This is a genomic window from Bradyrhizobium sp. Pha-3, from assembly GCF_042258325.1.
Taxonomy (GTDB): Bacteria; Pseudomonadota; Alphaproteobacteria; order Rhizobiales; family Xanthobacteraceae; genus Bradyrhizobium; species Bradyrhizobium elkanii.
In genome coordinates, this window is sequence record NZ_CP170151.1 from 2,276,633 (window position 1) to 2,301,190 (window position 24,558).

Below are 24,558 nucleotides of genomic sequence, written 5' to 3' on the forward strand. Positions count from 1 at the left end.
ATCAAGTGCTTCTGATTATCGACCGGATTTCGCACGAGGCGCTCGCGGACCAACGTTTAGACCTCGTCGGCTCGCTTGCCGTGGGACCGGACGGCTTCGCGCAACTGGCGGTGATGGATATCCTCATAGGCGTCCTCAGCAGTCGAGATGGAGCCTATCTCGAAGCAATCGCTGCTCGGGATACCGAGGTCACGGTCGATAAGGACTGCTCGAACATAGGGGAAATCCCCCGAAAGGCATGGTATGCCCCATTCGCCGATCGGGATTGTGGCCAGGTCCATCAAGACGTGGACATTCGCGCCATGGTCGGCAATGCCTTCCACAAGGCAGTGCCGTGATAGACGCTCAAGCCCGGATCGCAGCGAGTTCGGCATATCGTCTTGCCGAACGATGGCACCATCGTTGATCCGCCGAGCTATCTCGACGATCCCCTTAGCCAAGAGCCGGATGGTGACGACTGCGTCTTCTTGTTGCCCAGTGCCCATAAAATCTTATAGTAGTCATTCAATGCTACATCAACTATTACGCGAATACGGCAATGCCGAAAACGTTGATTATTCCACAATCCACAGTGAGCACGTCAATACTTTGTTCGACGTCAAAGTAGACCAGAGCCCCGATGAGGCAGGCCGACACGATTGTTCGTCCAATGACGCCATCGAGCGGCGCAGATTCCAATAGATCAGTGCGGCACAGGTAGCCATCCCGACCTTCGTCGTGGACTTGAATGCGGACGGCATCGAATTTCTGTTCGATACCGTCGCCGCAATGAGAAGCCAAATTACTCCAGTCGCGGTGGCGCCAGAGCTACGGCGCGCGACCGACCTCGCGCCGGCGAGTTTTCTCACTTCACGATTTGAACTGTGCGCTCGACACGCGCATTCCAATTATGCGGGAGCAAGTCGCGGAAGATACGTCCATCTCGCAAAGACCACATCGTGTTCGTTACTTTACCCCGGATACGATTCTCTCGATGTGCGACCTTATGGGGCACAGCAATCCATTTGCCGCAGCCATTCGGCGTTTTGTGGTCCTGACGGGAGATCCTACCATAATCCGAGCGTTCTCTGTCGCCAAGACGAATGCCTGATCTGTGCATCTGAATCCATTGCTGAAAGTCGAGGGTCAGCCCGCGAAGCATCGCATTTGCGCGACGATTGATCGACTTATTCGATGTCAGTCATCCGCCTGTAGCAATTCAGGTGTGTGTGCTCACGCACAACGGCGACGCGTTCAACGGAAGAGGGAACGCAAGACCGTGCTCTGCAAGCGCTTGACGATCGGGTAATGGCGATGGCCACACATGTATCGAGGGTATCAGAACGGGCTACGGCTGCCGTTGTCCTTCCTGCCCGGCTCGTGACGCTCGCCATGGGCAAGGCCAGCGCCATGGACGGCGCGGTATCCTGTCAATGAGCGGCGTCACATCCACCAGCCACCTGTCGCCGGGTGCCGCGGCTCTTCGACATGCCGTGCTGCTTGTCACCGGAGCGGTGATGATCGCTCCTTTTGTCTGGATGGTATCGCTGTCGATCAAGCCGCCGGGCGAAATCTTCCGCGCATCGTTCTGGCCGGCACAATTTTATGGCGTCGAGAATTACACGAGGGCACTCACCGAGGCGCCGCTGCCGCGCTACATGGGCAATGGCCTGATCGTCTGCGCCTTCATCCTGTCGCTCCAGATTATCGTATGCGCCCCTTGCGCATATGCGCTCGCCAAGCTTCGCTTTCCCGGCCGCGATCTGCTGTTCGGCATGGTGATGATCGGCCTGCTCCTGCCGCAACAGGTGCTCTCGCTGCCGCTTTTCGTCCTCGCCTACCAGCTCGGCATCCTCAACACCTACGCGGCGCTCGTCTTCCCATACATGGTCTCGCCCTTCGGCATCTTCCTGCTCCGGCAGTTCTTCAGGACCGTTCCTGATGACGTGGTCCACGCCGCGCGGCTCGATGGTCTTTCTGAACTTGCCATCGTCTGGAGGATCATGGTGCCGATGGCGCTGCCGGCAATCATCGCCTTCTCGATCTTTTCGGTGGTCGGTCACTGGAACGATCTCTTCTGGCCGCTGATCGCAGTGCGCGACCAGTCGCTGATGCCGCCGCCGCTCGGCATTGTGGCCTTCCGGAACGGGGAGGCCGGCAATGACTACGGTCCTCTCATGGCCGCATCCACTCTCGTCGTGTTGCCCCTCGTCATCGCCTTTCTTGCCGCGCAGCGCTGGTTCGTCGAGGGGCTGACCGGCGGGGCCGTCAAACAATAGGCCAACGGAGACGATCGATGCTTCTTTCACGCAGGACGTTCCTGTCGACGGCAAGCGCTGCGGCCGCAACGCCGATCCTTGGCGCCGCCGCGCTTCCGCAGACGACGATCCGCCTTTCCTATGCGTCCGCCCCTGCCAGGGGTCTGTATCAGTCGCTTGCGCAGCGTTTCATGGAGACCCGTCCCGATATCAGGGTCGTTCTCGACAGCCCAGCCGTCGACTATGACGGCCTCGTCCAGCAGACCTTGCGGCAGAACATAACGAAGCAGCTGCCCGACATTTCCCACCAGGGCCTGAACCAGATCCGGCCCCTGGCTGATCGCGGGATAACGGTGCCACTTGATCGCTTCATCGCAGGCGATCCGGCGTGGAACACGATCGGCGTTCCGCAAGAAGTGACATCGTTTGCGTCATACGGCGGCAAAACCTGTGCCCTGCCGTTCGCAATTTCCGTTCCCGTGCTCTTCTACAACATGGATCTCGTGAAGCAGGCCGGCGGGGATCCTGACAACCTGCCTGACGACTGGGATGGCGTGATCGCGCTCGGCAGGAAGATCGGTGCTCTCGGCGAGGGGACCGGCGGCCTCTATGTCGAATACACCAACAACGGCTGGTCGTTCCAGACGCTGGTGGGCGCCTTCGGCGGCCGGATGATGAGCGAGGACGAAACAAGGATCACCTTCGACGGCCCGGCCGGCCTTCAGGCGCTGCAGCTGTTGCAACGTCTCGGAAAGGAGGGCCAGCCGGCGCTCAATACAGAGCAGGCCCGGCAGGCGTTCCGGGCGGGAAAGGTTGGTATCCTGTTCACCGCAAGCAGTTTGTTGACCGGCTTCCAGCAGTCAGCCGCCGGCAATTTCCGGCTGAAGGTTGGATCATTGCCGGTCTCTTCGACGGCAGACAGACTTCCGGCCGGCGGCAACGGCATTGTCATGCTGACTGACGATCCCGACAGGCAGAAGGCGTGCTGGGACTACATCAAATTCGCAGTCGGACCGGCCGGTCAGACCATCATGGTCGAGGCCACCGGCTACGTGCCGGTGAATCTTGCCGCGATCAGCGATCCTGCCGGGCTCGGCAGGTTCTTCGATGCCCACCCGGAGCATCGCATCGCCAGTCAGCGAATTGCGATGATGACAGGCTGGTTCTCGTTCCCAGGCGAGAACAATTCCAGGATCATCAAGGCCATCGAGGATCACTGCTATCTCGTGGTCTCGCAGAAGCAGGATCCGGCCGCGGCGCTCTCAAGCCTTGGGAAGGACGTCGATGCGCTGCTGCCACACTGAGAATGGCCGGTGCGGTTGTCCGCGACTCTACCGTTCATGCGTGCCCCAATGCGACGGCCTCTTTTGCCGGCAATCGATCCTGGCGAAATGAAGCCTGTTCAGCCTGACCTTGAGATTTCCGCAACGGGCGCTCGCCGCTTTATTCCGGTCGATCTGGGCCCGCGTGCGAATGCCGGACCGCAACAGGCCGCGGACGGCCGGTGGTGCTGGAGCGAGAGGGGACCCGCGGTGCGGCAATGGCCGTCCGGTGGCGGCGCCGACCTCGAAGGCTTCCTGACGGGCCATCAGTACTTTTATGGCATTCCGTTTGACCTCGTCGATCCCGCGCTCAACGGCGGGTGCCGCTGGCTTGCATTGACTGACCAGGCTGGTCTCCTCGCGCAGCAGGCGACAATCCACTTGCACCAGCCGCAGCGCGCTGCCGGCATTCTGGTTGCCCATTTTACTGACCTCGAGCAGTCGGATGCAAAGACCGGAGACCTGCTGGCGACTTATACGATCCTGTTCGCCGATGGCGGACGCGCAGAAATTCCCGTGCGACGAGGATTTGAAATCGCGGGGCGGCAGGGGACACTCGGCACGCAAGCCTATGCCGCACTGCCTCATACCGCCTACCAGCCGGTGCACCGGGGCACGGAGCGTCAGGACGGACCGCTCGACAGCCGCGCCCGCTTCACCGGCATCACGACCGGGCCAGCAGACAGCCGCCAGACCTGCTGGTTGATGGCGCTCGAAAACCCTTCGCCGATGAAAGAGATCGTTGCGATCGGCTTGACGGCCCGACATGCCGATGTGGTTTTCGTTGCAGGCATCACACTCTCGATCGATTCAGCCAATCCGCTGCGCCGCGGGCCGCGGGAAGGCGTGATCATCGACCTTGCCGCCCTGCCTGGTACGAAGCTCAGCGAGGCTTGTGCGGACGACTGCACGCCGGGTCTCCGGTTTGTCCCGGTCGATGGTTTTGCCCCGCAAGAGCTGGCTCTGGCCGTTGATCTGGGGACGATTACCCGATGCTCGGCCTTGCCGCCGCAATCGCTCGACGAGTGGCTGGCGGCTCCGGTCAAGGGCTGGGGAGCTCCGGTGACGAAGCAGCCTGCCTCGCTGGTCCATGCCGAAATTACAGCAGCGCAGCAGGCTCGCCTGCTCCTGCGCAAGGGGAGTTCGCTGCTCAGCTTTCGCTGGCAGGATATTCTCGAGAACAACTCACCCGTCAGGCTGGCCGCTCACGACCGGGTACGGCTCAAGGTGAGGGTCGTGGACGCCAGCGACGGCCAGGACCTGCCCTCACGCGTTCACTTCCGCGGCGCCGCCGGCGAGTATTTGCCACCGCTCGCTCATACCGCGTTTGTCGACGATGCCTGGGGCCAGCACGTCGGTGGCGATCTCGAACTGGGCAGCATGAGTTACGCCTACGTTCCGGGCCGTTTCGAAATCGTGCTGCCCGTTGGAAAGGTCGCCGCAGAAATCGTTCACGGCTTTGAATACAAGGTCATACGCACAGCTCTCGAGATCCGGCAAGGCCAAACCGAACTGCTCTTCGAGCTCGAGCGGTGGAGCGATATCCGCCGGCGCGGCTGGTATTGCGGCGATGTCCACGTCCACTTTCTTGACCCGGTCACGGCGACGCTGGAGAGCGCGGCGGAAGACGTCAACGTCACCAACCTTCTGGCCGCTCAATGGGGGCGCGCTTTCACAGGTGTCGGGCACGGCATCGCGCGCGAATACAACAGCGGCTTGTCCGATCGAATCGTGCGCATCGACAGCGAAAATCGCCATCACATGATGGGCGACGTTTTCTTGCTGAACCTGAAGGAACCTGTCCTGCCGCTGTCGAGCGGCGGGGCGGAGCGGGATGATATCGGCGGTTGGGAAGACGTCAGCCTTGTCGACTGGTGTGCGGCCTGCAAGATGCAGGGCGGCCTCGTGTTCAACCAGCTGATCCCTACGCCGCATGCGGAGGCGACCGCGGCCATTGCGCTCGGGTTGATCGACGCTGTGGAAGTCAGATGGTTCAACTTCGACTTCACCGCCCATCTCCACATCGACGGCCATTGGGGAGAGACGCCGTTTGACTGTCCCGGCGTCCGGCAATGGTACGCCTACCTCAATGCGGGCTACCGCCTGCCAGCCGTCGGAGGTACCGACAAGATGTCCAGTGGTACCGCGCTGGGCGCGCTGCGCACCTATGCTTTTCTTGGCGATAGGGCGCAATTCGATTATGCAAGGTGGTGCAGCGCCATTGCACATGGACATACTTTTGTCTCCACCGGCCCGATGCTGGAACTGGACGTCGACGGCAGGATGCCGGGCGAAGAGATTCAGCTGGCCGAGGGGGGCGGACAGGTACGTATCACGGCGCAGGCCCGTTCGGCCCAGCCATTTGAAGTCATCGACCTCGTACAGAACGGCGAGGTCGTCGCCAGCGCGAAAGCAGGTGCTGACGGACTTTCGGCTACCCTTGATGCAACAGTTACCATCGACCGCAGCTCATGGATTGCGGCGCGTTGCTTCGGTCGCGGCAGGTTGCATACGCAACATCCCATCGACATCGGTGCCCATACTTCACCTGTCTACGTCCGCGTCGGTAACCGGCGTCAGACTTCGACAAAAGATGCGAGCTATCTGCTCACCCTGCTCGAAGGAGGCGCAGCCTACCTGGAGAAGCTCGCCGTCTGGCGCAGCGAGCGCCAGCGCCGGCGTCATCTGGCGCGCCTCGATGAAGGTCGGCAGGCGATCCTGCGCGATCATCCACTGGCCCGCCCGCACTGGATCGCTCTGACCGGCGAGAGCTCCGATGACTGATGCCTGCGCGAGCGATCGCAACATCGCCAGCAAGGTCGGGCTGGCGCCAGAGCATGCGACTGCATCCCGGGAGGACCTTTCATGACCTTGTCCGGGCTCGAACGAAGGGCAGGGGAGCGATCGCGGCCCTTCGACCGGGAACAGCTCGTCGCGAATGAAGCAGGCGAGTTCCTGGTGCATGCCCGCCTCGAAACCGGTGGGCCCGTCGTGCTGTTCCTGCCAGGAGGAGCGCACCTGGCACGCGTGGCCTATGGTCATCCCGGAGCGCGGCGAGAGGATTTTCTGGACCACCATCTCGAAGCCTGTGGACTGGCGCTGCTCGCCATTTCCTACCCGACCAGCCACCCGGTGTTTTCAAGGCCGGATCCCTTGATGACGCTATCGCGATGGGCGGCAGGTGTCGCGGAAATCACGGCGAATATGGTTGGCCGGCGCCCGGTGCTGCTCGCCGGCTGGAGCATGGCTGGCAAGGGCGTGCTGCGTCTCAACCGTGCCCTGATGGAGCGCGGTGTCCCCGTGACCGGCTTTGTGTCGCTTTGCGCGCGCCCGCCATGGCCCGGCCTTTCGCCCCGTCTGGCGCAGGACGAGCCGGTTCGGGCAGACGGTCTGTGGGATTCCAGCCTGTACCATTACAGCACGATCGCCGGCCTTGAAGAGGTCAACCGGCTGGCCGGCCGCACGATCATCTGCGCGGAAACGCACAGCATCCACTATCACGGCGAGGGCCCGCTCATGCTTCGCGGCGAGGTCGATCGCCTCGGTGTGGATGGACGGTTCACGAGCGTTGAAGCGGCCCTCGCAGACTCGCAGGCCTTCGCCTTCGAGCAGGCGCCGCTATGCGCAACGATCTCGCCGACGGCTTCGAGCGATGCGGAACACGCTTTGGCGGACGCTGCGATATGGAGCGCCATTGGTCTGATGGGCCTGTTGCGCAACCATCTGGCAGGAGCTGACCTGAACCGGTTGCCGTGCGAGAGCTGGACCAGGCTGCGCGCGCTGGCCGGGGAGTGGCCGAGGGGCATGAACCGTACCGTCGACGGAGGGCACTTTTTCTTTGTCGGTGAGATGGGCGCCGGCGCCACGGCCAGGGCACTGGCCGATCTCAACCGGCAACTGGCAGCCCTGAAGGACGCACTGCAGGCTATCAGGGACGGCGTACCGCCGCGACCGGCGGAGGGTTCGCATCGCTGAATCTCGACTGAAACAGCCGGGGCGAGACCGCTCCGGCAGATACCTGATGCCGCCATCGTTCCGGTCGCAACCGAGGCGCGGGAAACATGAACATGATTGATCTTAGGCGTATTACCTCTCCCAGCGTAGCGGGGGCGGACGAGTACCTGCGAAGGACATTACTGTCGCTGGCAAAAAGTTGGGACGGTGCAGACGAGATGCGTCATCATCGGCGGCTCGGCAGCCGCGACGATCTGCTTGCGGCGCAAAGATACCTTGCCAGGGGCAATAGGGGCCTGATCCCGACCGACAGGTTATTCCTGGCGAACGGCACCTGGAACGTGTTGCTGATCCTTCTCGAGACGCTGGTCGGGCGGGGCAACTCGATTGCGGTTGAAGCGTCTACCTACTCCCAGGTACGCGACGCGGCGAACATCCTTGGAATTCGCCTCGTGCCGGTTTCACTCGACGCCGACGGGCTGATTCCTGAAGCGTTTGACACGGCGTGTCATGTTCACCGGCCCAAACTCCTTTACTGTGTGCCGAACGCGCAAAATCCGACCGCATGCACAATTCCATTGCGCAGGCGGGCGCAGATCGCGCAAATCGCGCGTCACCATGACGTGGTGATCCTTGAGGACGACCCGCAGGGCCTCGTTCGCGAAGATTTTCCGCCAGGCTTTACCGACATTGCTCCGGATATTTCATGGACCGTGATGGGATTGTCGAAATGCTTTTTCGTCGGTGCGCGGATCGCGTACGTCGTCGCACCTAACAGGGCTGCAATCGAGCAGGTCATGTCGCGATTTGGAGCGATGGCAATGTGGTACGCGTCCGTTCCTTCCGCCGCCATGACCACCCGCGCCATTCTGGAGGGCGCAGCCGACGATCTGCTTCAGGCAATACGCCTCGAAGCAGGACGACGACGCGAACTTGTGGTGAAGTTGATGCCCGGGATCTCCGCTTCCTGCATTGGCGCGTTGCATGTCTGGTTGAAGAGCAATGTCCTTTCAGGCGATGAACTTGTCGATCGGGCTCGAATGGCGGGCGTACTGGTACGAAGTGGCTCTGAATTCGCAGTCGAAAAGGCGAATGGTCTGGACGGAATTCGGGTTTCTCTTGCCGACGTTTCGCCCGGATCCTTGGAGGAAGGCCTTGCCCGCCTTGCACGAATAATTGGCCCGGGCCGGTGTGGCGGCGCGATGCAGGCTGTGAAGCCATGAATCTGCCGGGCGGATGGCCTACCAAAAGCGCTGCCCAATATGCGGGCGGCAAGTCATCGGCCGGGCCAGCAGCATCCGCCGGAGGGGCGTTTTCGCCGACGGCAGGGGTGGTGGTCAGCTTCTGGAACTGTTTCGTGGGTGGAAAGCGCCAAAGGCGGGTCGATCACTCATCTATTGATTAGAACATATCAGGAACAATGAGGCGAGTCCGACTTCGGTAGTGGAGGGATTTCGCATATTGCCGGCATTCCCGATGAACGATCGTTGCGTGCATCCGCGACCCGCGCCACTACGTGGTGTTCGAGCAAGATGCTCAATAGGGGACGGAAAATTTATGGCGAAGAAGGGCAGCTCGCAGAAGCTAAAGGAGCAGAACCGACGGCAGCTTTGGCTGATCATCGCTGCGAACGCCGTCGTATTCTACGTGGCGTGTCAGTGGGCGACGTTCGAGTTATCGGGGATCAAGGCGGCTCTTACGGGGGCTGCGAACCTCCTGCCTGTCGGTCTCGCTGTCGTGGTGACCACCATCGCGAACGGTCTCCTCGATTCGGCGACGAAGGAGCGTTTGGTGTTTCTACGCTGGAACGATGTTCTGCCTGGGCATCGAGCGTTTAGCGTTTACGCGAAGGCCGATCCTCGGATAGACTTCACGCGGCTGCAGCGCGCGTGCGGCAACAAGGTTCCGAGCGATCCCAAGGAGCAGAATAGCCTGTGGTACCGCTTCTATCTCGAGGTACAGGACGTCCCCGCCGTTATGCAGGTGCACCGCGACTATCTGCTGCTGCGAGACTACACGGGTCTGGCCGCGCTGTTCCTGATTGGGTTCGGGATGGCCGCGCTGTTCCTCGTCGCGCCATGGAAGGCGTGCGGTGTGTATCTCGGCATTCTCTTGCTTCAATTGATCGTCGTCAGGCACGCCGCCGCGACCTACGGCGTCAGGTTCGTGTGCACGGTGTTGGCCCAGAAGGCGGGAAAGCCCACGACCTCTACCGCCAACCGAGGATCACTCGGATGATGCCGAACCTTCGGCGCGGCGGATCGACGATGATCGGCGGGCTCGTCGGTTCGAAGAGGTGGGGCTTGATCTCGTCCGGCGTCACGATCGTCACCAGGGTCGGCAGGCCGACGTTGTCCAGTATCGATCTCAAGCTGATCACCGCGCCCTTGTCGGTGTCGCTCAGATCGGAGCCGCCCATCGGGTGAGTGTGCCACTCACCGACGTAGGTGAGCAGTCCGCCGGTTCTCCTGCCGATGTGCTCCAGCGCTTCGGGAAGCTTCTCGGTACCGCGCGTGAAAACCCACGGCGTGCCCCGGCTGTCGGGCGGTGCAGGCACAAGCCGAGTCACGAAGATCGTCTTCCTCGGGGCGGCGATGCGGCCGACGAGAATTCCGCCAGTCTCGCTCGGACTGTGTTTCCGCGTCAGCATCGACATCGTCTCGGCGACGCCGGCCGCGATCCGTATCTGCCAACCAGAATCGGCGTCGAGCACGACGGTCGGAGCGAACGACCGAGTGGAAGCCTTGCTGTCCCCGTCATCGCCGAGGAAGCTTCGGTAGACGGCCCCGTCGGTTCGGGACGGGCCCTCCTTTGCCAGATAGGGGCGGAGCCGCCGCGTCACCGCGGCGGCGTGGAACGATACGACTTCGTCGGCCAGACGCATCGTCGCGGAACTGCAACTCAGCCCGATCTGGATGTCTTCGAGGCCGCCCGAGCCAACGCGGTCGTCCCGCGTGGCCTTCACTTCTCCGAGCCAGGCGGCGACCGCGTCGTCCTCGATCGCGGAATCATAGATCAGCGTCTGCAGGTCGTCGATCCGCGGATTGCGTCCCGCGCCTTCGATGGAGAGCAGCCCCAGCTTTCCGCGATGCGCGATCTCCGCGCGGTGGACGCGGACCGTCGCCGGGAGATCGGCATCGCGCAGCGCGTTGAACACGATGTTCGAGGCCGTCATGTCGATTAGATTGGAGTACCCGTCGAAGAAGTCCGCATTGCGCAGTCGGGAAAGCGCCGAACCCTTGACGGCTTCGATCGGGAGATCGCGCTGACCCGGGTAGAGCTTGACCAGATCGTCCTTGAGCGCCTCTGCTTTCGCCAAGCCGATAGCTCGCCCGCCCAGCGCGTGCCGGACGAGGTTGTGGGGCGCGATTTTCGCGTTGTCGACGATTTTGAGCGCGACGCTGCCGCTCCGGGCGAGATGGGTGGTGACCTTCGAACCGAGTGCGCCGGCGCCGAAGACGACCGTCGGTCGAGCCACTCCATCCGCGGGTAGAGCCGAGATCTGTCTCGCGAAGTCGGGGGTCAGGGGCGTGCGGTGGTCGGACAGGAAGACGGTCGCGGCGGGGTCCCACCGGCCGTCCGTCGGCCAATGTCCGCCGCCCGCGGAGACCAGAAAGTTGAGCAACTCCACGTCGGATTCGGTGCCGAGCACTTGTTGCGGCCGCCTGATCGCCAACACGATCGGCACGCCCGCCATGATCTGCAGGTCGTGCGACAGATAGTCGGCGAGGGCCTGCGTGAGCGGCAGTCCGAGGTCCTGGGCCCAGGTCTCGAGTTCACCGAGAGTTTGAGGAAGTTCGCCAAAATGTTTCCTCGATACCACGCCCTCCTCGGCCCACACCAGCAGGCCGAACAGCCGGCGCTGAAGGAAGCTTTTGAACTCCGGCTTCTCCTGCAGCACGTTGATCGCAACAGCCAGCGACTTCTGGTCGGCGTAGGACTCCGGCGCAACGAACGCGTCCTGCCGCACCGCGTACCCGGTCGCGCCGATTTCGGCCATGCTCTCGTCGTCGAGCAGATCGAAGGACGTCACGACGTGACCGGCGGCGCCCCCGTTGGCCTTCCAGTGAAAGAGAATCCGTTCGAGGTTGCTGCCGGGCGGATAATAGAACGTGCCCAGCGTTTCAACGGCGCGGGTTGGCTCGAAGCCGTCGCCCTCCGGTACAAGGCGATTGCGGGCAGCGTCGCGAAACCAGCCGCGGGCGCGTTCCACCAGATCGACGACGGTGTGCTCGGCGAACCAGGTGTCGATCGAACCACGATGCAGGCACAGCCATGCCGGTGTGCCCGGTGCGGTGATGTTGACGTGCGGGAACGCGGTCTTCGGGAAGTCGGTTCGGTCCGAATAGACGTAGGGCGCCAGGTACGGAAACGATTTCCTGCTGAACAGCAGAACGATCGGCTCGCGCCTGCGGATGTCGACACCGGCAACCGGACCCCGGCTCGGAAGTTCGACGTCGACCGTGAGGGGCACGGCGACGTAGTTGGCGTTCCAATGCAGCACCGAAACCGTCTGACCGGCGAACTTGGCCCGCAGTTCCGCGATCGCCGACCTTATCGCCGGAGATAGCTCTTCTTCGTCCTGCGCCGGCTGCGATGAGGAATGCAATTCACCCATAGGTCTGTGGAGTGCTCGCGACCTTCTTGACCACGTCGTCCACGTAGCCGACGTCTTCCGGATCGAGCAGGACGGGGCCGCCCTCGCTCATCTCGAAGGTCGTCGGCAGGGGGCGCTTCGGATCGCCGACTTCCGAGAGGCTGAAGAAATTGTCGTCCCCGACGGCCTTTTCGTACTCCTCCTTCGCCGCGAAGTGCGGAGGATTGTCGTCGTCGTCCTTGATCGGCTTACACGACGCGATCACGCGCGCCCCGTCGAGACCCTTGCCGAGGATGGCGAGGGAATCCTTGGCCGGAACCTTGTTGTGCTTGTATTCCTGCTCGCTGAAGAACGTCCACGAACAGTGGTGGGGGGCAAGGAAAAGATCGAACGCCAGAGTCTCGTCATCGCTGAGTTCCAGGATCTTCGACCAGATCGCCGCGCCGGCGTCGCCGCCGAACATGGCGAGACCGGCGTGCTTCGTCGCGCCGACGTCGAAGCAGGCCTGCAGCACCACGCTGGTGTCGTTGCGGTCGGCCAGTTTGTCGTCGACTTCCTTGCGGAAAGGCGCGTGGACGAAGAAGCGGAAATCCTTCTTCGTCTTTCGGTCGATGACGTCGATGTAGTTGCCCGGCGTCACGACCAGGTCGCCGAGACCCTTGTAGGCCGGGTTGTTGCTGTGGCCGACGACGCGGATGCGGTTGCCGGCCTTGTTGCGCTCGGAAGACTCCGCGAGGTGGAGGTCGATGCGGCGCTGCGCTTCCTTCTTGAAGGCCTTGGCCCACTTCGACAGTTCGCCCTCATGGTTCGCGAAGATACGGTGGGTAAACCAGAGTTCGTCGATCAGGATCAGGTCTTCCTTCGAGTGTTTGACAGTGTATTTGGCGGGGTCGCCTGTGTAGAACATGGTGTTGAAACCACGGCAGTGATCCTGATCGGCGTGGGTGAGGATGAATACATCGACGTGAGGAATCTCACCGCCGAGCTTCTTGCCGAAATCGAGCAGGTGCTGGTGCACGTCGTAGCGGCTGGGGTCATCCTCATCGCTCGCTTCCTCAGTGGTGTTGCAGTCGATGATGATCTGGGTGTTGTCGCTTAGGGTGATCAGCGAGCAATCGCCGTTACCGACCGGAAAATAGGTGATGCGCGGGTCCATTGCACCTTCTCGAATCTTGGAGGAATAAATAAAACTGACGGTTGAGCACATGGCGGTGAGGCGTCGGTTCGGCAAGGTTCGGTACGCCTACTTTTCCGGTAGGGTTTGAAATTTTTTCTGTTGACTTGGTCTGTTTGATCGCCGGAGCCGACTCGATTCGCTGGACGGCAGCCTGCTGGGAGCTTTGTCCGTCCATTTCGGACGATGCGCTCATACTACAAACCATGATGACGCCACGCCGGCGCGCGATTTCGTAGGTCGTTATTGGAGATATCCAATGAAGCGTCTCGCGATTTTTTGGGACGGTACCTGGAATACGCTGAACAACAATACGAACGTTTGGCGCCTGAGATCGCTGACCGCTGAGACTGCCGACCAGCGTGTCTACTATTCGCAGGGCGTCGGCACCCGGTGCGGCGCAGGCCACGATCTCCCGCATCAGCGAGACCGTCGACGGTTCGGTCTTCGACCGATGGCGTACCGATGAGTCCTACCGTCCGGAAAACTTGGCATCGTGGGCGAAGGCGAGGGGCGTCGATCCCGCCGGGTTCGCCGGCGCGGCCCTCGCAGACGATCCGAAGCTAGGTGTGCCTTGATGCTCGACATCCTGCGAATGGACGTCTCGAAGGAGCTGCTGCGCCAGATGGCGAAGGAGGAGCGCTGCCTCTTCCTCGCGCTCGGCCATGCTTCGAACCAGGTGAACGCGCTGTGGAAGCTGGTGATCGTCTTGACCAATGGCGACGAGAACGATCCCGCGAAGCAACGTCTGGAGGGCGCGCAGACCCAGATCTTCGTTAGGCTGATGATAGTCTCGATGTGGGAGGCATGGCGGTTGGTCGACGACCGTTTCCTGAGACGTCCGCTCGGCAACGAGTTCCTGACGACACTCGATCGCCCGGCGGCCGATGCGCTGGACCGGTTGAAGAAACGCTTCGGCCAAGGGAGCGGTCTCTCGACGATTCGTAACAATTACGCTTTCCATCATCCGGGAATCGACGATATCGACGCGGCGTTCGAAAAGGCGGTGAGCGAAAGCGAGAGTGAGCAGGCGGACTGGGCGGCCTATTTCAACAAGGCTTTGCTGAACACATTCTTCTTCGTTTCCGACTACGTGTTCGCCCATGGCATGTCCGACGCGTTGTCCGAACCGGACGTGAATGAGGCGCATCGCCAGCTTCTCGGCGAGATGGCGCCGGTCGCGAACGATCTGTCGGAATTCACGTTAGGTTTCGCTTCCGCGATCTTCCGGCGCTATGTTGGCGACGAATTGACGATGACTCTGGTGGCGAAGGTCGAGAATGCCCAGGACATCGACGATCTGAGATTTCCGTTCCTTGTCGAAACACCGGGTCTGCGGAACGGTTGATATCGCCGGTGCAAAGACCGAACTGCAAGAGACTGTTGGTCGACGCAGGAGCGTCTCGTCTTCTCATTCCTCGAGGAAACGGAAGCGCCCATCCGGAAAATCGAAGATGTCGCCAGGCTTGAGATTGAGAGTGGTCATGAAACCTCCTGTCGGGCTGGTCCCTAGCGCCGTCCCATGCGTTGTGGCTTCGTCGCTGCGCTGTCGCGCGTGATCTTCCTGGTGATGTCGATACCTGCCGAACGCGTGCAGATGAGCGCGTGCAGCACCTTCCGAGCGCGGTCGTCCGGGAAGCCTCCCGCGGCGGCGATCGTCTCAATCGCTTCGCCGACAAGTTCACCTACATCGGCACGCGCGAGCGGCTCGCTATGGAGGAAACATTCGAAGCGAAGGGTGCGATCGCATATGCCGAGGCGTGGCACAACTGTTTGACACCATGAGCCCGTGCGTACTGCTCACCGATCCTCTGCCAGCCAACGCGCCACCACGGCGGGCGAGGAGTTCGCATTGCTGCCACTGGCGCGCACTTCGCGCATCGTCGCGATGTCGATCCGGCCAAGCAGCGGCTTCAGCGACTCCTGCAACGCCGCTTCATGCGCGCGCCGCGGCGCCAGCAGCACCACCGCATCATAGGGCGGGATCGCTTGCTTGGGATCGGCCAGCGTCACCAGGACGTATTCCTTGATCCGCCCCTCGCTGGCATAGCCCGCGATGACGTCGACCTCGCCGCTAGCCCACTGCCGCATACATGAAATCCGGCTGCATCTGTCGTTGCGTGCGGAATGAGAGGCCGTAAGCCTTTTGCAGGGCGGCCCATTCGGGGCGTGAGAAGAACTCGTAGTCGCCGGCAATCGACAGCATCGGCGCGTGTGCAGCCAGGTCAGTGATCGAATGAATACCCAGTGCATCGGCGCGCTGCCGCGGCATCACCAGCGCATAGGCGTTCTCGAAACCGAGCGCGCCGAGCAGAGTGATGTCCTGCTTTGTCAAGGTCTCCTTCAACTCGGCGAGCAATGCTTCGCGCGGCGGCATATCGGCGCGGTGAAACTGGTTGACCCACAGCGTGCCGGAATAATCCACATAGACGTCGATGTTGTTGGCTGCGAGCGCCTGGAAAATCACGCGCCGACCGGGAGGAAGTCTATGGGCTCGACCGAGTTCTGAACGTGCTGAACGAAGAATTGGCGGGTAAGGCGCCCCTTCCATCTTTTCGATCCGCGACATGATGCTGCTGGTCGGCTTCTGTCGTCTGACGAACTCCTGCAGTCCGCGGTCTTGGCACCTCGGATCGACGTCAACCGTCGCGACCGAGGTTTTGCCCCGGTCGCACATGCCAAGGAACCGCGGCTCGAGTATCGCATTTCTTGTCTAATATCATGACAAGCGGACAGGGGCGAGGCGAACGCACGCGATGGAGGGGGGTCCCTAACGGCGCGTCTGCGCGCCTAATCCTTGGGCACGGCGATCGTTACCCGAACGGCCGAGACGCCAAAGGCGGCTCGGTGAGCGAAGCGAATAGAGCCCGTTTCCGCCGTAGGCGGATGCCCCCTCAATTTATGGCTGCATTGCTCTTTCGGATGCACATGAGGGGTGGCAGATTAGTCCCATACTGTATGTCGCTATATTTTGCGGGTGATCGATGTCTCTGCCGCCGCTTTATAAATACATGGGCGTCGATGGCGCTAAACTGACGCTTGGCAAGCAATGCTTCAAGTTCGCGAAGCCGTCTGAATATGACGACCTTGAAGATATGACGGCCCAGAGCCTCTTTCCGGACAAGTTGGAGAAGGCGCTGGCGACCATGCCGGACGGCGTTGTTGATGCCATCGTGGCAAACCTTTACGCGCCTCCGACCTGCGCTCCGGGACAACGGGCGACGGTGGTAAAGTTGCAAACGATGTTTAGGGCCGACCCGAAACTCGGCGCGATTGTGAAAGCCGGGCTGAAGAAAGATCCTGAGAAGGCCGGGCTCGGGCATTGAGGCCTGGAAGACGCGGTCTGAAGCGTTCGTAAACGAGACGAATGGCTTCATGCAAAACTATCGTGTGTTCTGCGTGACGACCGATAAGGCATCCCCGCGCATGTGGAAGGAGTATGCCAAGGAACACCAGGGCATCGCCTTGCGGATCACGCCGAGCGTTGAGAAGGACTCGAAATATCTGAAGTTTGCCCCCGTGACCTATCAGGAGAAGCGGCCCCCGGTTTTCGCAAGAACGGCTGATTTTGCTGCGGAGTCACTGTTCGGCAATCAGACGGAACGGGCACGCTTGGTTCTCGAAGGCATCATCTACGCAAAGACAAACGAATATAGGTTTGAGAGCGAATACCGGCTTGCGATCCCGCTTGGCGAAGGCGAAAAGGACTACCGCGCCCAGCCTTTCCATCCCGAAGAGATAACCGAACTCTATCTCGGAGCCGCCATGACGGATGCTGACAAGCAGGAGATCGTCGCTACGGCCAGGTCACTCAACCCCGAGATTGCGGTGTTTCAGGCCAAGCAAGACCAAGAGGGAAGGATCAGCTTCGACGGGGTATGACGAGGACTCGCGCCGATTTTGCCGTATCCAGCTTACCCAGTATTGCGGAGCCCTCGTTGGCATCTATAGAGATATTCATTGGTGCGCCGATTGAGCATGCTTCCGAGCGGGCCACTCTGGCGCGCGCATATGAATTTCTATCGGCGCAGGGCATTCCGGCCGTCATCCTTGCAAATTTAAGTCTTGACGAACGGCAGATCGATCTCGTCATGGCGATCGACCGTGCCGCGCTCGTCGCCGAGTCAAAGGGATTTACTTCAGGCGTTCGTGGCGGCCACAACGGCGATTGGGAAGTACGCCTCGCGTCGAGTATCTGGAAGAAATTCGAAAAACCGTATCTGCAAGCTATGAATGAGAAGCTGGCGTTGCGCGATGCGATGCGAAGCTTTGCCGGGGCCGAGGTTCCGTACCCAGATGCTGCTCTGATCTTCGTTCCTGCCATTCCAGCCGAATCGACGGTTCCGCCGGGTGATTTCAAGGTGTCGATTGGCGGCCTCGACGACCTTCCGGGGCTAATCGCATCGATGAAGCGCGATGGGTGGTCGCTGGATCAGTGGCGTGCTTTCGCGGCTTACCATCGATTGGTGCCAGCCCCGTCGATCGACGCGGCCTTGAGCCCGGAACTGATCGATGCCGGGCAGCTGCTGAAGACCTACTGCGAAGCCTTCATCCGGACCTACGGTGGACCGGCATCTGCCATGGTTCCTACGTCTTGCGTCTACGAAGATCAGGCGCTGTCGTCGGATGACGTGTTGAAACGATCTGCACAGGACGACAATACCTTGCTGACGGGGCCTTCAGGGTGTGGGAAGAGCCTGCTCGGCTACGCTATCGGGCTTGCGGGCCTGGCGCGCGGCGACGTACCGATCATCATCCCGGCGAAGGACTTCGAGGGAAACCTGCGCGATGTGGTGACATACCCAATCTCGGCGAGGATCGCCAAGGTTTCGCTGGCCGGCGACGAGGCCATTCCCATCGTGCGGAGCTTGGTCCGAAAGATGATGGCTGCCGTCCGGCGCTATGACATATACGCATACGATCAGGACGACTTGATGACTGGGCTTCTTCAGGTTCGTCCGACCGTCGTGCTGGATGAAGCGTTTTCGGGCGACGCCAAGGCCAGAGACAACGCAGTGCAGGTCTTCTCCGACTTTCAACGCTTTCAGAAGAATCCGATGGGCGTAGTGTCCCACGACGTTCTTCTTGCCTGGTGCGACGCGGATCCTGCAATCCGCTACCCGATGATGGCGGCATCAGCAACCTTGTTTAAGCGTCCGGCGAATGGCGAGCCGCATGAATGGCTTCCGTTGGCTGCGAAACTCCTTGCCAAGGCACCTGATCCGCCGGCTGTGCTCAAGGAGATTGTGCGGCGCCTTCATCCCACGAGCTGGAGCGGTTCGCTTGCAACAAAGCTTGAGGGACGGCTAAGGCTCCTTGAGCAACTTCCAATCAATCAAATCTCGACGCTTGTCGGTGCGCTCAACGCTGCCAAAGCGGTGTTGCAAGAACGGTTCGCAACCGAGCGGAAGCGCGAGGCAACAGAGAGCAGGTCTCGTAACCGCCGGTTTGAAGATTAGGCAGACCACCGCCTACAAGCCCCGGCAGTGCATACACTCCGGGTTTGGCACGCGATACTTGCTGCGATGCTCCAAGGGATCAGTCAGTTCTTTTGGATGGGAATGACCGACAACCCATTCCGGCGGAATGTTCGTTCGCAACATAAACGTAAAATCAATAGGCGCTGACCAATCGGGCTGATTGCAGGACAAGCGCGTCCACTCGCGCAGCATCTTGACGGCCAACTCCTCGCGCGTGGCAAGACTGCTCATACGCAGCGGCAAGTCGATCTCAAGCAGGGTCGGCGCGCCATACGTCTTCAAAACATGTCGATAAGAATGACCGAGAACCGCTGAAATCCATTCGCTGCCATAGATGAGATAGTGCGCAGCGTGCTTGATCAGCGATTGATCATCCGCAACGACATAAAGGCAACCGATATCGAGCGTATTGTCGATATCCGCAATCGCCTCCGGCAGGCGTGCCTTTAGATATTTTAGTTCGGGGTGTGCGTCGACGATTGCTTGCAATTGCCCCGTCATCTCAGCTCGGTCATGCGTGCGCAAGCCTTCCCGGTGATAGACGCTGGCATCGGCGGTGCGGCAACCGTGATAAGCGCGTATCGCTGCGGATTCGATGGCCTCGGCCAGCTTCCCTGTGTGATACTCGATATCGGCGGTGAGGCACTTTGCCAGCACGCGCGACCAGTCGGGATCATCCCAGCAGAGATCGCGGAATTCGCCAGGTTTCAACCGCCGCATGCCATCCGCACGAAAGCGCGGACTGAGCCAGGCCGTGAGTTGGGGCATCCAGCTTGCGGGTTGCTTCCAGATAAAATGACGGCCGTCCCAGACACTATCATCTTTTACCAGTAGCCGGGCCGGTCTCAGTAATTCCTCGATTGCTTGGCTCATCGGTGTGCTTATTAAGGTCTGATCGAATCGCTCTGACGCATCATTATACGCCCTCTAGATTCGTCGCCTCACCCCCTAGAGAACGCCAAATACTGAACCTACGGCGCTAAGAACCGTGGCAACCCCCGTTAGGACGGCAGCACGGCTGTTTAGCTGCGAGGATTCATAGAACGCAACCTGCCCGCTCATGATGTGCTGTTCGGATACGTCCGAAATCGAAGCTGCCGGATGCTGGATCGGGACGCGGCTTGCTTTCCACCAATAGATGGCAGCAACAACGGAGATCCCTAGACCCGCAGGGGCAAAGATGATGGCCAGGCAAAGGGAAATGTTCATGCGGCAACCTCGGCTTCTTTGCTTTATCCCTGCGGTTACTTCCAAAAAGGAAGAAGGTCGATCACCGCGCGCTCAAGTGCAGCATTCTCGTCCGTGTATTTCTAGATGCGATCCACTCTAGAGCATTTTCCGACCGGAATGAATCGGGTGGGGATTCCCAAAACGGCGCGAGTCAGATTCAAGCTGCATGCTGGCGAGGGAGGTCAGCATGTATGGCCAGGGCGCTTTCGGTTGATCTTCGCCAAAGGGTGGTAGCCGCGATAGACGGTGGCATGTCCTGTCGACAGGCTGCTGAGCGCTTTGGTGTCAGCGCGGCAAGCGCGATCCGCTGGCGCGGTCGCCTCAAGGAAGTTGGCGACATCGTTCCTAAACGCCAGGGCGGTGACCGCAAATCGCAGCGCATCGAAGCGCATTCGCAATTGATTTTGGAGGCGGTGACAGCGAAGCCGGATATCACGCTCGCCGAGTTACGAGAACTGTTGAAGCGTCGTGGAATATCGACTGGCATCGCGTCGCTCTGGCGTTTTTTCCAGCGCAGAAAGATCACACTTAAAAAAAGACAGCGCACGCCGCCGAGCAACGGCGCGGCGATATAAATGCCGCGCGTGAGGAGTGGTTCGAAGGGCAAATCGATCTTGACCCTGAGCGTCTCGTCTTCATCGACGAAACCAGCGCCAACACCAAAATGGCGCGGCTTTACGGGCGCTCGCCACGCGGCGAGCGATGTCGTGCAGCTATCCCACACGGACATTGGAAGACGACGACATTCACCGCTGGATTGCGCTCCGACGGTCTGATCGCGCCGCTTGTTCTGGACGGTCCAATGGATGGCGACGCTTTCCTGGCCTACGTCGAGCAATTGCTCGCCCCATCGCTGCGGCCGGGCGACACCGTTATCATGGACAACTTGCCCGCTCACAAGGTCCATGGCGTTCGGGAGGCCATCCAGGCGGTCGGAGCAAGCCTGCTCTATCTTCCGCCCTACAGTCCAGACTTCAACCCCATCGAAATGGCCTTCTCTAAATTGAAGGCGCTGTTGCGGGCCGCGGCAGCGCGCACCATGCCCGATCTCTGGCAAGCAATCGCCGACGCTCTCAAACGCTTCTCACCCGAGGAATGTCAAAATTATCTCGTCGCGGCTGGTTACGACGCAACGTGATCGGAAAATGCTCTAGCGCAATGCTTCAGCCCAAATAGGTCTGCCGGGAGTGCGCTTAAAGGTAGGTTGCCGGAGCGTAGCGGAGGCCCACTGAAGAGGCACCCGATTTCGGGACAGTGATAGCGACGCCGGCATGAAATGACTGCGGGGTCCGAAAGCGAGTGCAGTCGCGAGACCGGTTAACAAGGTCGCGTGATGGGTAGTGATAGCGGTGCCGCGAAGCGGCAATCCATCGCGCGAGTGCCTCCGGCGAGCGACACCTTGGATTGCCCGATCAGGTTTTATCTCGCGACAAGGCTCACTCCAATTTCTGCCCGTGCATATAGACCCGCTCGAGCCCGCTCACTGCATCCCTGAACACACGGAAGCCCATGGGAGCAGGATCAATATATCGCGCCTTGACCCATTGATGTCCTGGACCGCCCGGATTGCCGGTTGCCCTAAATCCAACAGGGACGCCCGCACCGCTTCTGAGAGTGGCCATGAGCTTGAGGACTGGCCGGTCACTGGGAAAGTTTCCGATCTCCTCAACGTACAGCCTTGTTATAGCTGTGGCCTTGATACGCCTCCGCGTCAGCGTCGCGCTCAAGATACGCGAACCGAAGCCGAGCCCCATCAGGCGCTCGCCACATCTTGTCCTGCTCGTGATACTGCCAGCCGAGCGGCCCATAAATCTGCTCCGATCGCTCGATGGTCTCGATCAGTTCGGTACGCTGCCGGCGGAGCATCAACCCAATAGCGTGCTGCCCGTAGGCGTCGGCATGCTCCAGGAAATCCCCAAGAACGCCGTCCGTCTTCCCTCCGCCGCGCGCGCCGCCGAAGCAAAGATTGGGTAGGATATCAGCGCTGTTTGCGGACCTGCTTGGGCCTGCCAGATTACTGAAGCGTGCTCTGCGGCGCGTGCTGCTTCTGCCATTCGTCCGTGGTTCCGGCCTTCTCAGGCAGGCGCGCGACATAGCGGTGAACAACTTCGGTCTTGTTCTCGGCCGCCGAAAGGTCAGGAATCGTCTTGCGCAAAAGGCCGAGCGCAGCCGTTACCTGCGTCGGTTTCATGTCGACCTTTCCAAGCACATGATCAGAAAGCCGATTTATGAGCTGACTGGTTTTGATTTTCGCCCGGGTTTCCTCATCATGGCGAATTTTTACCGAACGAGCGGCCATCACCTCATCCCAAAGTCAAAGCGCATCAAAAATGTATCTCGCCATGATACGGCCCCCTTGCAATCCGTATCGCGACATGATACAAGATGGCTCATGATCAAGAGCTTCAAAGACGAACTGACCGAAGCGGCCTTCAACGGCAAAGCCAAGAAAGGCTTCCCGGCCGATCTGCTCAAGGTAGCTCGCCGTAAGCTCCAGTATCTGCACGCAGCTGTGAACCTAGACGACCTATTGGCTCCTCCCGGCAATCGCCTCGAAGCCCTGAAGGGCGACCGCAAGGGCCAACATTCCATCCGCGTGAACGATCAGTTCCGCATCTGCTTCACATGGACCGCTGAAGGTCCCAAGGAGGTCGAGTTCGTTGACTACCATTAGCCAGACCAAGGAGGGTCATATGGCAAAGAAACTGCCCCCGATGCACCCCGGTGAGGTGCTACGCGAGGAATTTCTCATCCCGCTCGACATTTCGGCCGGTGCACTCGCCAAGGTTTGCGGCGTTCCCCGTACCAGGATTGAGCGCATCGCGAACGAGGAGACCTCGATTACCGCGGACACTGCTCTTCGCCTGTCCAAGGCTCTGAAAACCTCTGCTCAGCTTTGGCTGAACCTGCAGAATGCCTATGACGTGCAGATGGCCGAACAAGAACTTGGCAGCGACCTGGACAAGATTAAGCCAATCGAAGCGAAAGCTGCCTGAAACGAACGCCCGGCGAGGATTTCTCCTGCCGGGTGCAAATCACCACCCTAGTTGATTTGATGGCCAGAACTGCCACAGATGCCACACAAGTCAAGCGACAGATTTAAGAGCCTGTGAATTGGCGGAGGTCCGAAAGCGCGCACCGGCGTCCCTTGCCGAGCCTAGGACTAAAGCATTATGCCTGAACATCGCGGAAGGTTAACGCGGAGGACACTCATGGCTCTGTTTCAGAATAAACAATGGGCGGTAATGGATGACGGAATCAACTCCGTTGAACCTGGCGCGCCATATTTGTACGAGATCGAAGCATCAGGCCTTCTGAATTCCGCTGATGAATATTATGCGTGGCCCTTGCAAGTTGCAGGGAAGACTTGGGTTGACGTAAGTTCTTTCGAGCAAGCATTTCGCAAGGCGATCGAGCTGTTGGCGGGAAAGTACAAAGGGCAAGTAGACCAAGCGCTACTGGATGCAACTTTTCGTGAAGCTCACAAACATGCCCGCATGCGCTGAGCCCCAACTATCCCCGACCGATTGCTCTCGATGCAGGCATAAGCGTACGAATATCGGTCTGCGCGTTGGCCCAGATCTTCAGCATCACGTCCTTGTAGTAGCGGCGGGCGGTTTCGTCGCTGCGCCCGATTTTCCGTCCGATTTGACCAAATGACAGATCGAATTAGCGCGACCAGGCAAGCCGGAATTCATTCGGCTGCAATCCTCGAGCCCAAGCCAACGCCGTGAGCATGTCGCTTACATCGAACGGCGATGGGCGAAACCGAGGCATCGCCACATCCGAATAGCTATAGGCTTCGGTGGTATCGCGCACCACATCGGGCCAGCCTGTTTCGACCTTGTGAAACCGCTTCTCTCGATCCGGGAGCGCTCTGCACGTCTTGCAGCCGCGAAGAAACCGCTTCTCCACATCCAGGATATCGATCACTGCCCCGCGCATAATTCCTTACCCGGCCGTAGATGGTCCAATGCCGCGCTTGAGTTGCGCGACGAGATCGTTGAGGCCCTTCGATACCCGCGCCTGCATCTCGGGATCGGGCGTCGGTTGCGGGAGCCGCTGCCGGTTCATCCGCTCTGCCGCTTCACGTTCTCCCAGTGCTCGTCAGCCCATTCGTCCAAATGCTTCTTGAACTTAGCCAGGTTCGGATAACCGCGTATGGTCGCGCAAACGCCTTTCTATTTGTCAAGTTTGAATTTGAAAGCCTAGGGAACTGTCCCGCTATATCTCGCGCTCCATTTCAGACAAAGCGGGAGGTACCTGATGAAGACAATAGTGGAATTCGGCGGTTGTGCATCGCTGGCGGCGGCAAACAGCAACGTGTTCGGTCGTTGAGCAGACTGGCTCAGCAAGAAAGGCGCGATGGCGCTTGCTAAACACCTTGAAGGGTACTGGCACCGCCGCGGTTATCCCGCCGCCCGCTTCTGGGCCGAACCTATCGATGAGCGTTTTGCCAAGATCGACACCTATGAGATTTACCGGATCATGTGCAATCTCCTGAACGGTCTGCTGCCCTCCTATCAATAAGGGGCTTGGCTCACGCACAAATGCGTAGCTAGCG

Annotated in this window: 25 protein-coding genes and 1 pseudogene; 18 read left to right on the top strand and 8 right to left on the bottom strand. The window is 60.3% G+C overall.

Going from position 1 to position 24,558, the window contains the following annotated elements:
* Nucleotides 1-56: 56 nt before the first annotated feature.
* Entirely contained in the window at nt 57-485 is a 429-nt protein-coding gene (locus ACE10X_RS10745) for a hypothetical protein (RefSeq protein WP_369525564.1), read from the bottom strand.
* A 927-nt stretch (nt 486-1,412) separates the two neighbouring features.
* Here ACE10X_RS10745 and ACE10X_RS10750 point away from each other — a divergent pair.
* The 6 genes from ACE10X_RS10750 to ACE10X_RS10775 all read left to right on the top strand — a co-directional run bounded on the left by ACE10X_RS10750 (nt 1,413) and on the right by ACE10X_RS10775 (nt 9,751).
* Complete coding sequence (locus ACE10X_RS10750; protein WP_129964964.1) at nt 1,413-2,258, top strand: carbohydrate ABC transporter permease; 846 nt, start codon at nt 1,413-1,415, stop codon at nt 2,256-2,258.
* 17 nt (nt 2,259-2,275) lie between these two features.
* Nucleotides 2,276-3,541, top strand: coding sequence for an extracellular solute-binding protein (locus tag ACE10X_RS10755; RefSeq protein ID WP_375764184.1), 1,266 nt, complete (start codon nt 2,276-2,278; stop codon nt 3,539-3,541).
* A gap of 87 nt (nt 3,542-3,628) precedes the next feature.
* A complete protein-coding gene (locus ACE10X_RS10760) occupies nt 3,629-6,343 on the top strand; it encodes a CehA/McbA family metallohydrolase (protein WP_304498952.1) in 2,715 nt (904 codons plus the stop codon).
* Between the two features lie 81 nt (nt 6,344-6,424).
* Nucleotides 6,425-7,534 carry a hypothetical protein gene (locus tag ACE10X_RS10765; protein WP_304498953.1) on the top strand — a complete coding sequence of 370 codons (1,110 nt, stop codon included), beginning with the start codon at nt 6,425-6,427 and terminating at the stop codon, nt 7,532-7,534.
* A gap of 86 nt (nt 7,535-7,620) precedes the next feature.
* Entirely contained in the window at nt 7,621-8,736 is a 1,116-nt protein-coding gene (locus tag ACE10X_RS10770) for an aminotransferase class I/II-fold pyridoxal phosphate-dependent enzyme (protein WP_304498954.1), read from the top strand.
* Between the two features lie 334 nt (nt 8,737-9,070).
* On the top strand, nt 9,071-9,751 hold the full coding sequence (locus tag ACE10X_RS10775; protein WP_304498955.1) for a hypothetical protein: 681 nt from the start codon (nt 9,071-9,073) through the stop codon (nt 9,749-9,751).
* Here ACE10X_RS10775 and ACE10X_RS10780 read toward each other — a convergent pair.
* Both ACE10X_RS10780 and ACE10X_RS10785 read right to left on the bottom strand, forming a co-directional pair.
* Complete coding sequence (locus ACE10X_RS10780) at nt 9,723-12,131, bottom strand: ThiF family adenylyltransferase (protein WP_304498956.1); 2,409 nt, start codon at nt 12,129-12,131, stop codon at nt 9,723-9,725. The two genes, ACE10X_RS10775 and ACE10X_RS10780, sit on opposite strands and share 29 nt — an antisense overlap.
* A complete protein-coding gene (locus ACE10X_RS10785) occupies nt 12,124-13,266 on the bottom strand; it encodes an MBL fold metallo-hydrolase (protein ID WP_304498957.1) in 1,143 nt (380 codons plus the stop codon). The genes ACE10X_RS10780 and ACE10X_RS10785 overlap by 8 nt, the downstream gene beginning before the upstream one ends.
* Before the next feature lie 277 nt (nt 13,267-13,543).
* Here ACE10X_RS10785 and ACE10X_RS10790 point away from each other — a divergent pair, with 277 nt between their 5' ends.
* The 3 genes from ACE10X_RS10790 to ACE10X_RS10800 all read left to right on the top strand — a co-directional run bounded on the left by ACE10X_RS10790 (nt 13,544) and on the right by ACE10X_RS10800 (nt 15,069).
* The gene (locus tag ACE10X_RS10790; protein ID WP_369525565.1) at nt 13,544-13,753 is read left to right on the top strand and encodes a phospholipase effector Tle1 domain-containing protein; all 210 of its coding nucleotides are present in this window, start codon (nt 13,544-13,546) and stop codon (nt 13,751-13,753) included.
* Nucleotides 13,754-13,780: 27 nt separating this feature from the next.
* On the top strand, nt 13,781-14,632 hold the full coding sequence (locus ACE10X_RS10795; protein WP_375764185.1) for a hypothetical protein: 852 nt from the start codon (nt 13,781-13,783) through the stop codon (nt 14,630-14,632).
* A 257-nt stretch (nt 14,633-14,889) separates the two neighbouring features.
* A complete protein-coding gene (locus tag ACE10X_RS10800; RefSeq protein ID WP_304498959.1) occupies nt 14,890-15,069 on the top strand; it encodes a hypothetical protein in 180 nt (59 codons plus the stop codon).
* A 15-nt stretch (nt 15,070-15,084) separates the two neighbouring features.
* Here the strand turns inward: ACE10X_RS10800 and ACE10X_RS10805 are convergent.
* Nucleotides 15,085-15,760, bottom strand: a pseudogene (locus ACE10X_RS10805) (glycine betaine ABC transporter substrate-binding protein); the annotation flags it as partial.
* 508 nt (nt 15,761-16,268) lie between these two features.
* Here ACE10X_RS10805 and ACE10X_RS10810 point away from each other — a divergent pair.
* From ACE10X_RS10810 to ACE10X_RS10820, 3 genes are read left to right on the top strand one after another with little or no spacing between them, the layout of a single operon-like run.
* Nucleotides 16,269-16,610, top strand: a complete 342-nt coding sequence (locus tag ACE10X_RS10810) for a hypothetical protein (protein ID WP_375764186.1) — start codon at nt 16,269-16,271, stop codon at nt 16,608-16,610.
* Between the two features lie 49 nt (nt 16,611-16,659).
* A complete protein-coding gene (locus ACE10X_RS10815; protein ID WP_304498961.1) occupies nt 16,660-17,166 on the top strand; it encodes a DUF2971 domain-containing protein in 507 nt (168 codons plus the stop codon).
* Nucleotides 17,167-17,222: 56 nt separating this feature from the next.
* Complete coding sequence (locus tag ACE10X_RS10820) at nt 17,223-18,743, top strand: NERD domain-containing protein (RefSeq protein ID WP_304498962.1); 1,521 nt, start codon at nt 17,223-17,225, stop codon at nt 18,741-18,743.
* Nucleotides 18,744-18,755: 12 nt separating this feature from the next.
* Here the strand turns inward: ACE10X_RS10820 and ACE10X_RS10825 are convergent, their stop codons facing one another.
* Entirely contained in the window at nt 18,756-19,637 is an 882-nt protein-coding gene (locus ACE10X_RS10825; protein ID WP_304498963.1) for a hypothetical protein, read from the bottom strand.
* 75 nt (nt 19,638-19,712) lie between these two features.
* Nucleotides 19,713-19,973 (bottom strand): hypothetical protein, encoded by a 261-nt coding sequence (locus ACE10X_RS10830; protein WP_304498964.1) that lies wholly within the window; start codon nt 19,971-19,973, stop codon nt 19,713-19,715.
* Between the two features lie 212 nt (nt 19,974-20,185).
* On the opposite strand from ACE10X_RS10830, the gene ACE10X_RS10835 reads away from it, so the two are divergent.
* Nucleotides 20,186-21,132 (top strand): IS630 family transposase gene (locus tag ACE10X_RS10835; protein WP_304498906.1). Its coding sequence is split into 2 segments (ribosomal slippage): nt 20,186-20,525 and nt 20,525-21,132, totalling 948 coding nucleotides; the frame shifts between segments, so codons are not numbered across the junction.
* 482 nt (nt 21,133-21,614) lie between these two features.
* On the top strand, nt 21,615-21,968 hold the full coding sequence (locus ACE10X_RS10840; protein WP_304498966.1) for a hypothetical protein: 354 nt from the start codon (nt 21,615-21,617) through the stop codon (nt 21,966-21,968).
* Between the two features lie 40 nt (nt 21,969-22,008).
* Here the strand turns inward: ACE10X_RS10840 and ACE10X_RS10845 are convergent, their stop codons facing one another.
* Nucleotides 22,009-22,293 (bottom strand): hypothetical protein, encoded by a 285-nt coding sequence (locus tag ACE10X_RS10845; RefSeq protein WP_304498967.1) that lies wholly within the window; start codon nt 22,291-22,293, stop codon nt 22,009-22,011.
* 93 nt (nt 22,294-22,386) lie between these two features.
* On the opposite strand from ACE10X_RS10845, the gene ACE10X_RS10850 reads away from it, so the two are divergent.
* The 3 genes from ACE10X_RS10850 (at nt 22,387) to ACE10X_RS10860 (ending at nt 23,500) form a co-directional block, all read left to right on the top strand.
* Nucleotides 22,387-22,668 carry a type II toxin-antitoxin system RelE/ParE family toxin gene (locus ACE10X_RS10850; protein ID WP_304498968.1) on the top strand — a complete coding sequence of 94 codons (282 nt, stop codon included), beginning with the start codon at nt 22,387-22,389 and terminating at the stop codon, nt 22,666-22,668.
* Between the two features lie 19 nt (nt 22,669-22,687).
* Nucleotides 22,688-22,990, top strand: coding sequence for a HigA family addiction module antitoxin (locus ACE10X_RS10855; RefSeq protein ID WP_304498969.1), 303 nt, complete (start codon nt 22,688-22,690; stop codon nt 22,988-22,990).
* A 216-nt stretch (nt 22,991-23,206) separates the two neighbouring features.
* A complete protein-coding gene (locus ACE10X_RS10860) occupies nt 23,207-23,500 on the top strand; it encodes a hypothetical protein (protein WP_304498970.1) in 294 nt (97 codons plus the stop codon).
* A gap of 163 nt (nt 23,501-23,663) precedes the next feature.
* Here ACE10X_RS10860 and ACE10X_RS10865 read toward each other — a convergent pair whose 3' ends face one another.
* Nucleotides 23,664-23,927 carry a DUF6362 family protein gene (locus ACE10X_RS10865; RefSeq protein WP_304498971.1) on the bottom strand — a complete coding sequence of 88 codons (264 nt, stop codon included), beginning with the start codon at nt 23,925-23,927 and terminating at the stop codon, nt 23,664-23,666.
* Between the two features lie 432 nt (nt 23,928-24,359).
* On the opposite strand from ACE10X_RS10865, the gene ACE10X_RS10870 reads away from it, so the two are divergent.
* Nucleotides 24,360-24,524: a hypothetical protein gene (locus tag ACE10X_RS10870; protein ID WP_304498972.1), complete on the top strand. Its 165-nt coding sequence runs from the start codon at nt 24,360-24,362 to the stop codon at nt 24,522-24,524.
* The last annotated feature ends 34 nt before the right edge of the window (nt 24,525-24,558 follow it).

Bases quoted from the DNA above. Each gene is read 5' to 3' on its own strand.
- ACE10X_RS10780 (WP_304498956.1), bottom strand. From the start codon at position 12,131: ATGGGTGAATTGCATTCCTCATCGCAGCCGGCGCAGGACGAAGAAGAG.
- ACE10X_RS10745 (WP_369525564.1), bottom strand. From the start codon at position 485: ATGGGCACTGGGCAACAAGAAGACGCAGTCGTCACCATCCGGCTCTTG.
- ACE10X_RS10750 (WP_129964964.1), top strand. From the start codon at position 1,413: ATGAGCGGCGTCACATCCACCAGCCACCTGTCGCCGGGTGCCGCGGCT.
- ACE10X_RS10825 (WP_304498963.1), bottom strand. From the start codon at position 19,637: ATGAGCCAAGCAATCGAGGAATTACTGAGACCGGCCCGGCTACTGGTA.
- ACE10X_RS10755 (WP_375764184.1), top strand. From the start codon at position 2,276: ATGCTTCTTTCACGCAGGACGTTCCTGTCGACGGCAAGCGCTGCGGCC.
- ACE10X_RS10785 (WP_304498957.1), bottom strand. From the start codon at position 13,266: ATGGACCCGCGCATCACCTATTTTCCGGTCGGTAACGGCGATTGCTCG.
- ACE10X_RS10770 (WP_304498954.1), top strand. From the start codon at position 7,621: ATGAACATGATTGATCTTAGGCGTATTACCTCTCCCAGCGTAGCGGGG.
- ACE10X_RS10845 (WP_304498967.1), bottom strand. From the start codon at position 22,293: ATGGCCGCTCGTTCGGTAAAAATTCGCCATGATGAGGAAACCCGGGCG.
- ACE10X_RS10830 (WP_304498964.1), bottom strand. From the start codon at position 19,973: ATGAACATTTCCCTTTGCCTGGCCATCATCTTTGCCCCTGCGGGTCTA.
- ACE10X_RS10855 (WP_304498969.1), top strand. From the start codon at position 22,688: ATGGCAAAGAAACTGCCCCCGATGCACCCCGGTGAGGTGCTACGCGAG.
- ACE10X_RS10870 (WP_304498972.1), top strand. From the start codon at position 24,360: ATGGCGCTTGCTAAACACCTTGAAGGGTACTGGCACCGCCGCGGTTAT.
- ACE10X_RS10860 (WP_304498970.1), top strand. From the start codon at position 23,207: ATGGCTCTGTTTCAGAATAAACAATGGGCGGTAATGGATGACGGAATC.
- ACE10X_RS10790 (WP_369525565.1), top strand. From the start codon at position 13,544: ATGAAGCGTCTCGCGATTTTTTGGGACGGTACCTGGAATACGCTGAAC.
- ACE10X_RS10810 (WP_375764186.1), top strand. From the start codon at position 16,269: ATGTCTCTGCCGCCGCTTTATAAATACATGGGCGTCGATGGCGCTAAA.
- ACE10X_RS10765 (WP_304498953.1), top strand. From the start codon at position 6,425: ATGACCTTGTCCGGGCTCGAACGAAGGGCAGGGGAGCGATCGCGGCCC.
- ACE10X_RS10775 (WP_304498955.1), top strand. From the start codon at position 9,071: ATGGCGAAGAAGGGCAGCTCGCAGAAGCTAAAGGAGCAGAACCGACGG.
- ACE10X_RS10850 (WP_304498968.1), top strand. From the start codon at position 22,387: ATGATCAAGAGCTTCAAAGACGAACTGACCGAAGCGGCCTTCAACGGC.
- ACE10X_RS10760 (WP_304498952.1), top strand. From the start codon at position 3,629: ATGAAGCCTGTTCAGCCTGACCTTGAGATTTCCGCAACGGGCGCTCGC.
- ACE10X_RS10840 (WP_304498966.1), top strand. From the start codon at position 21,615: ATGAGCTTGAGGACTGGCCGGTCACTGGGAAAGTTTCCGATCTCCTCA.
- ACE10X_RS10815 (WP_304498961.1), top strand. From the start codon at position 16,660: ATGCAAAACTATCGTGTGTTCTGCGTGACGACCGATAAGGCATCCCCG.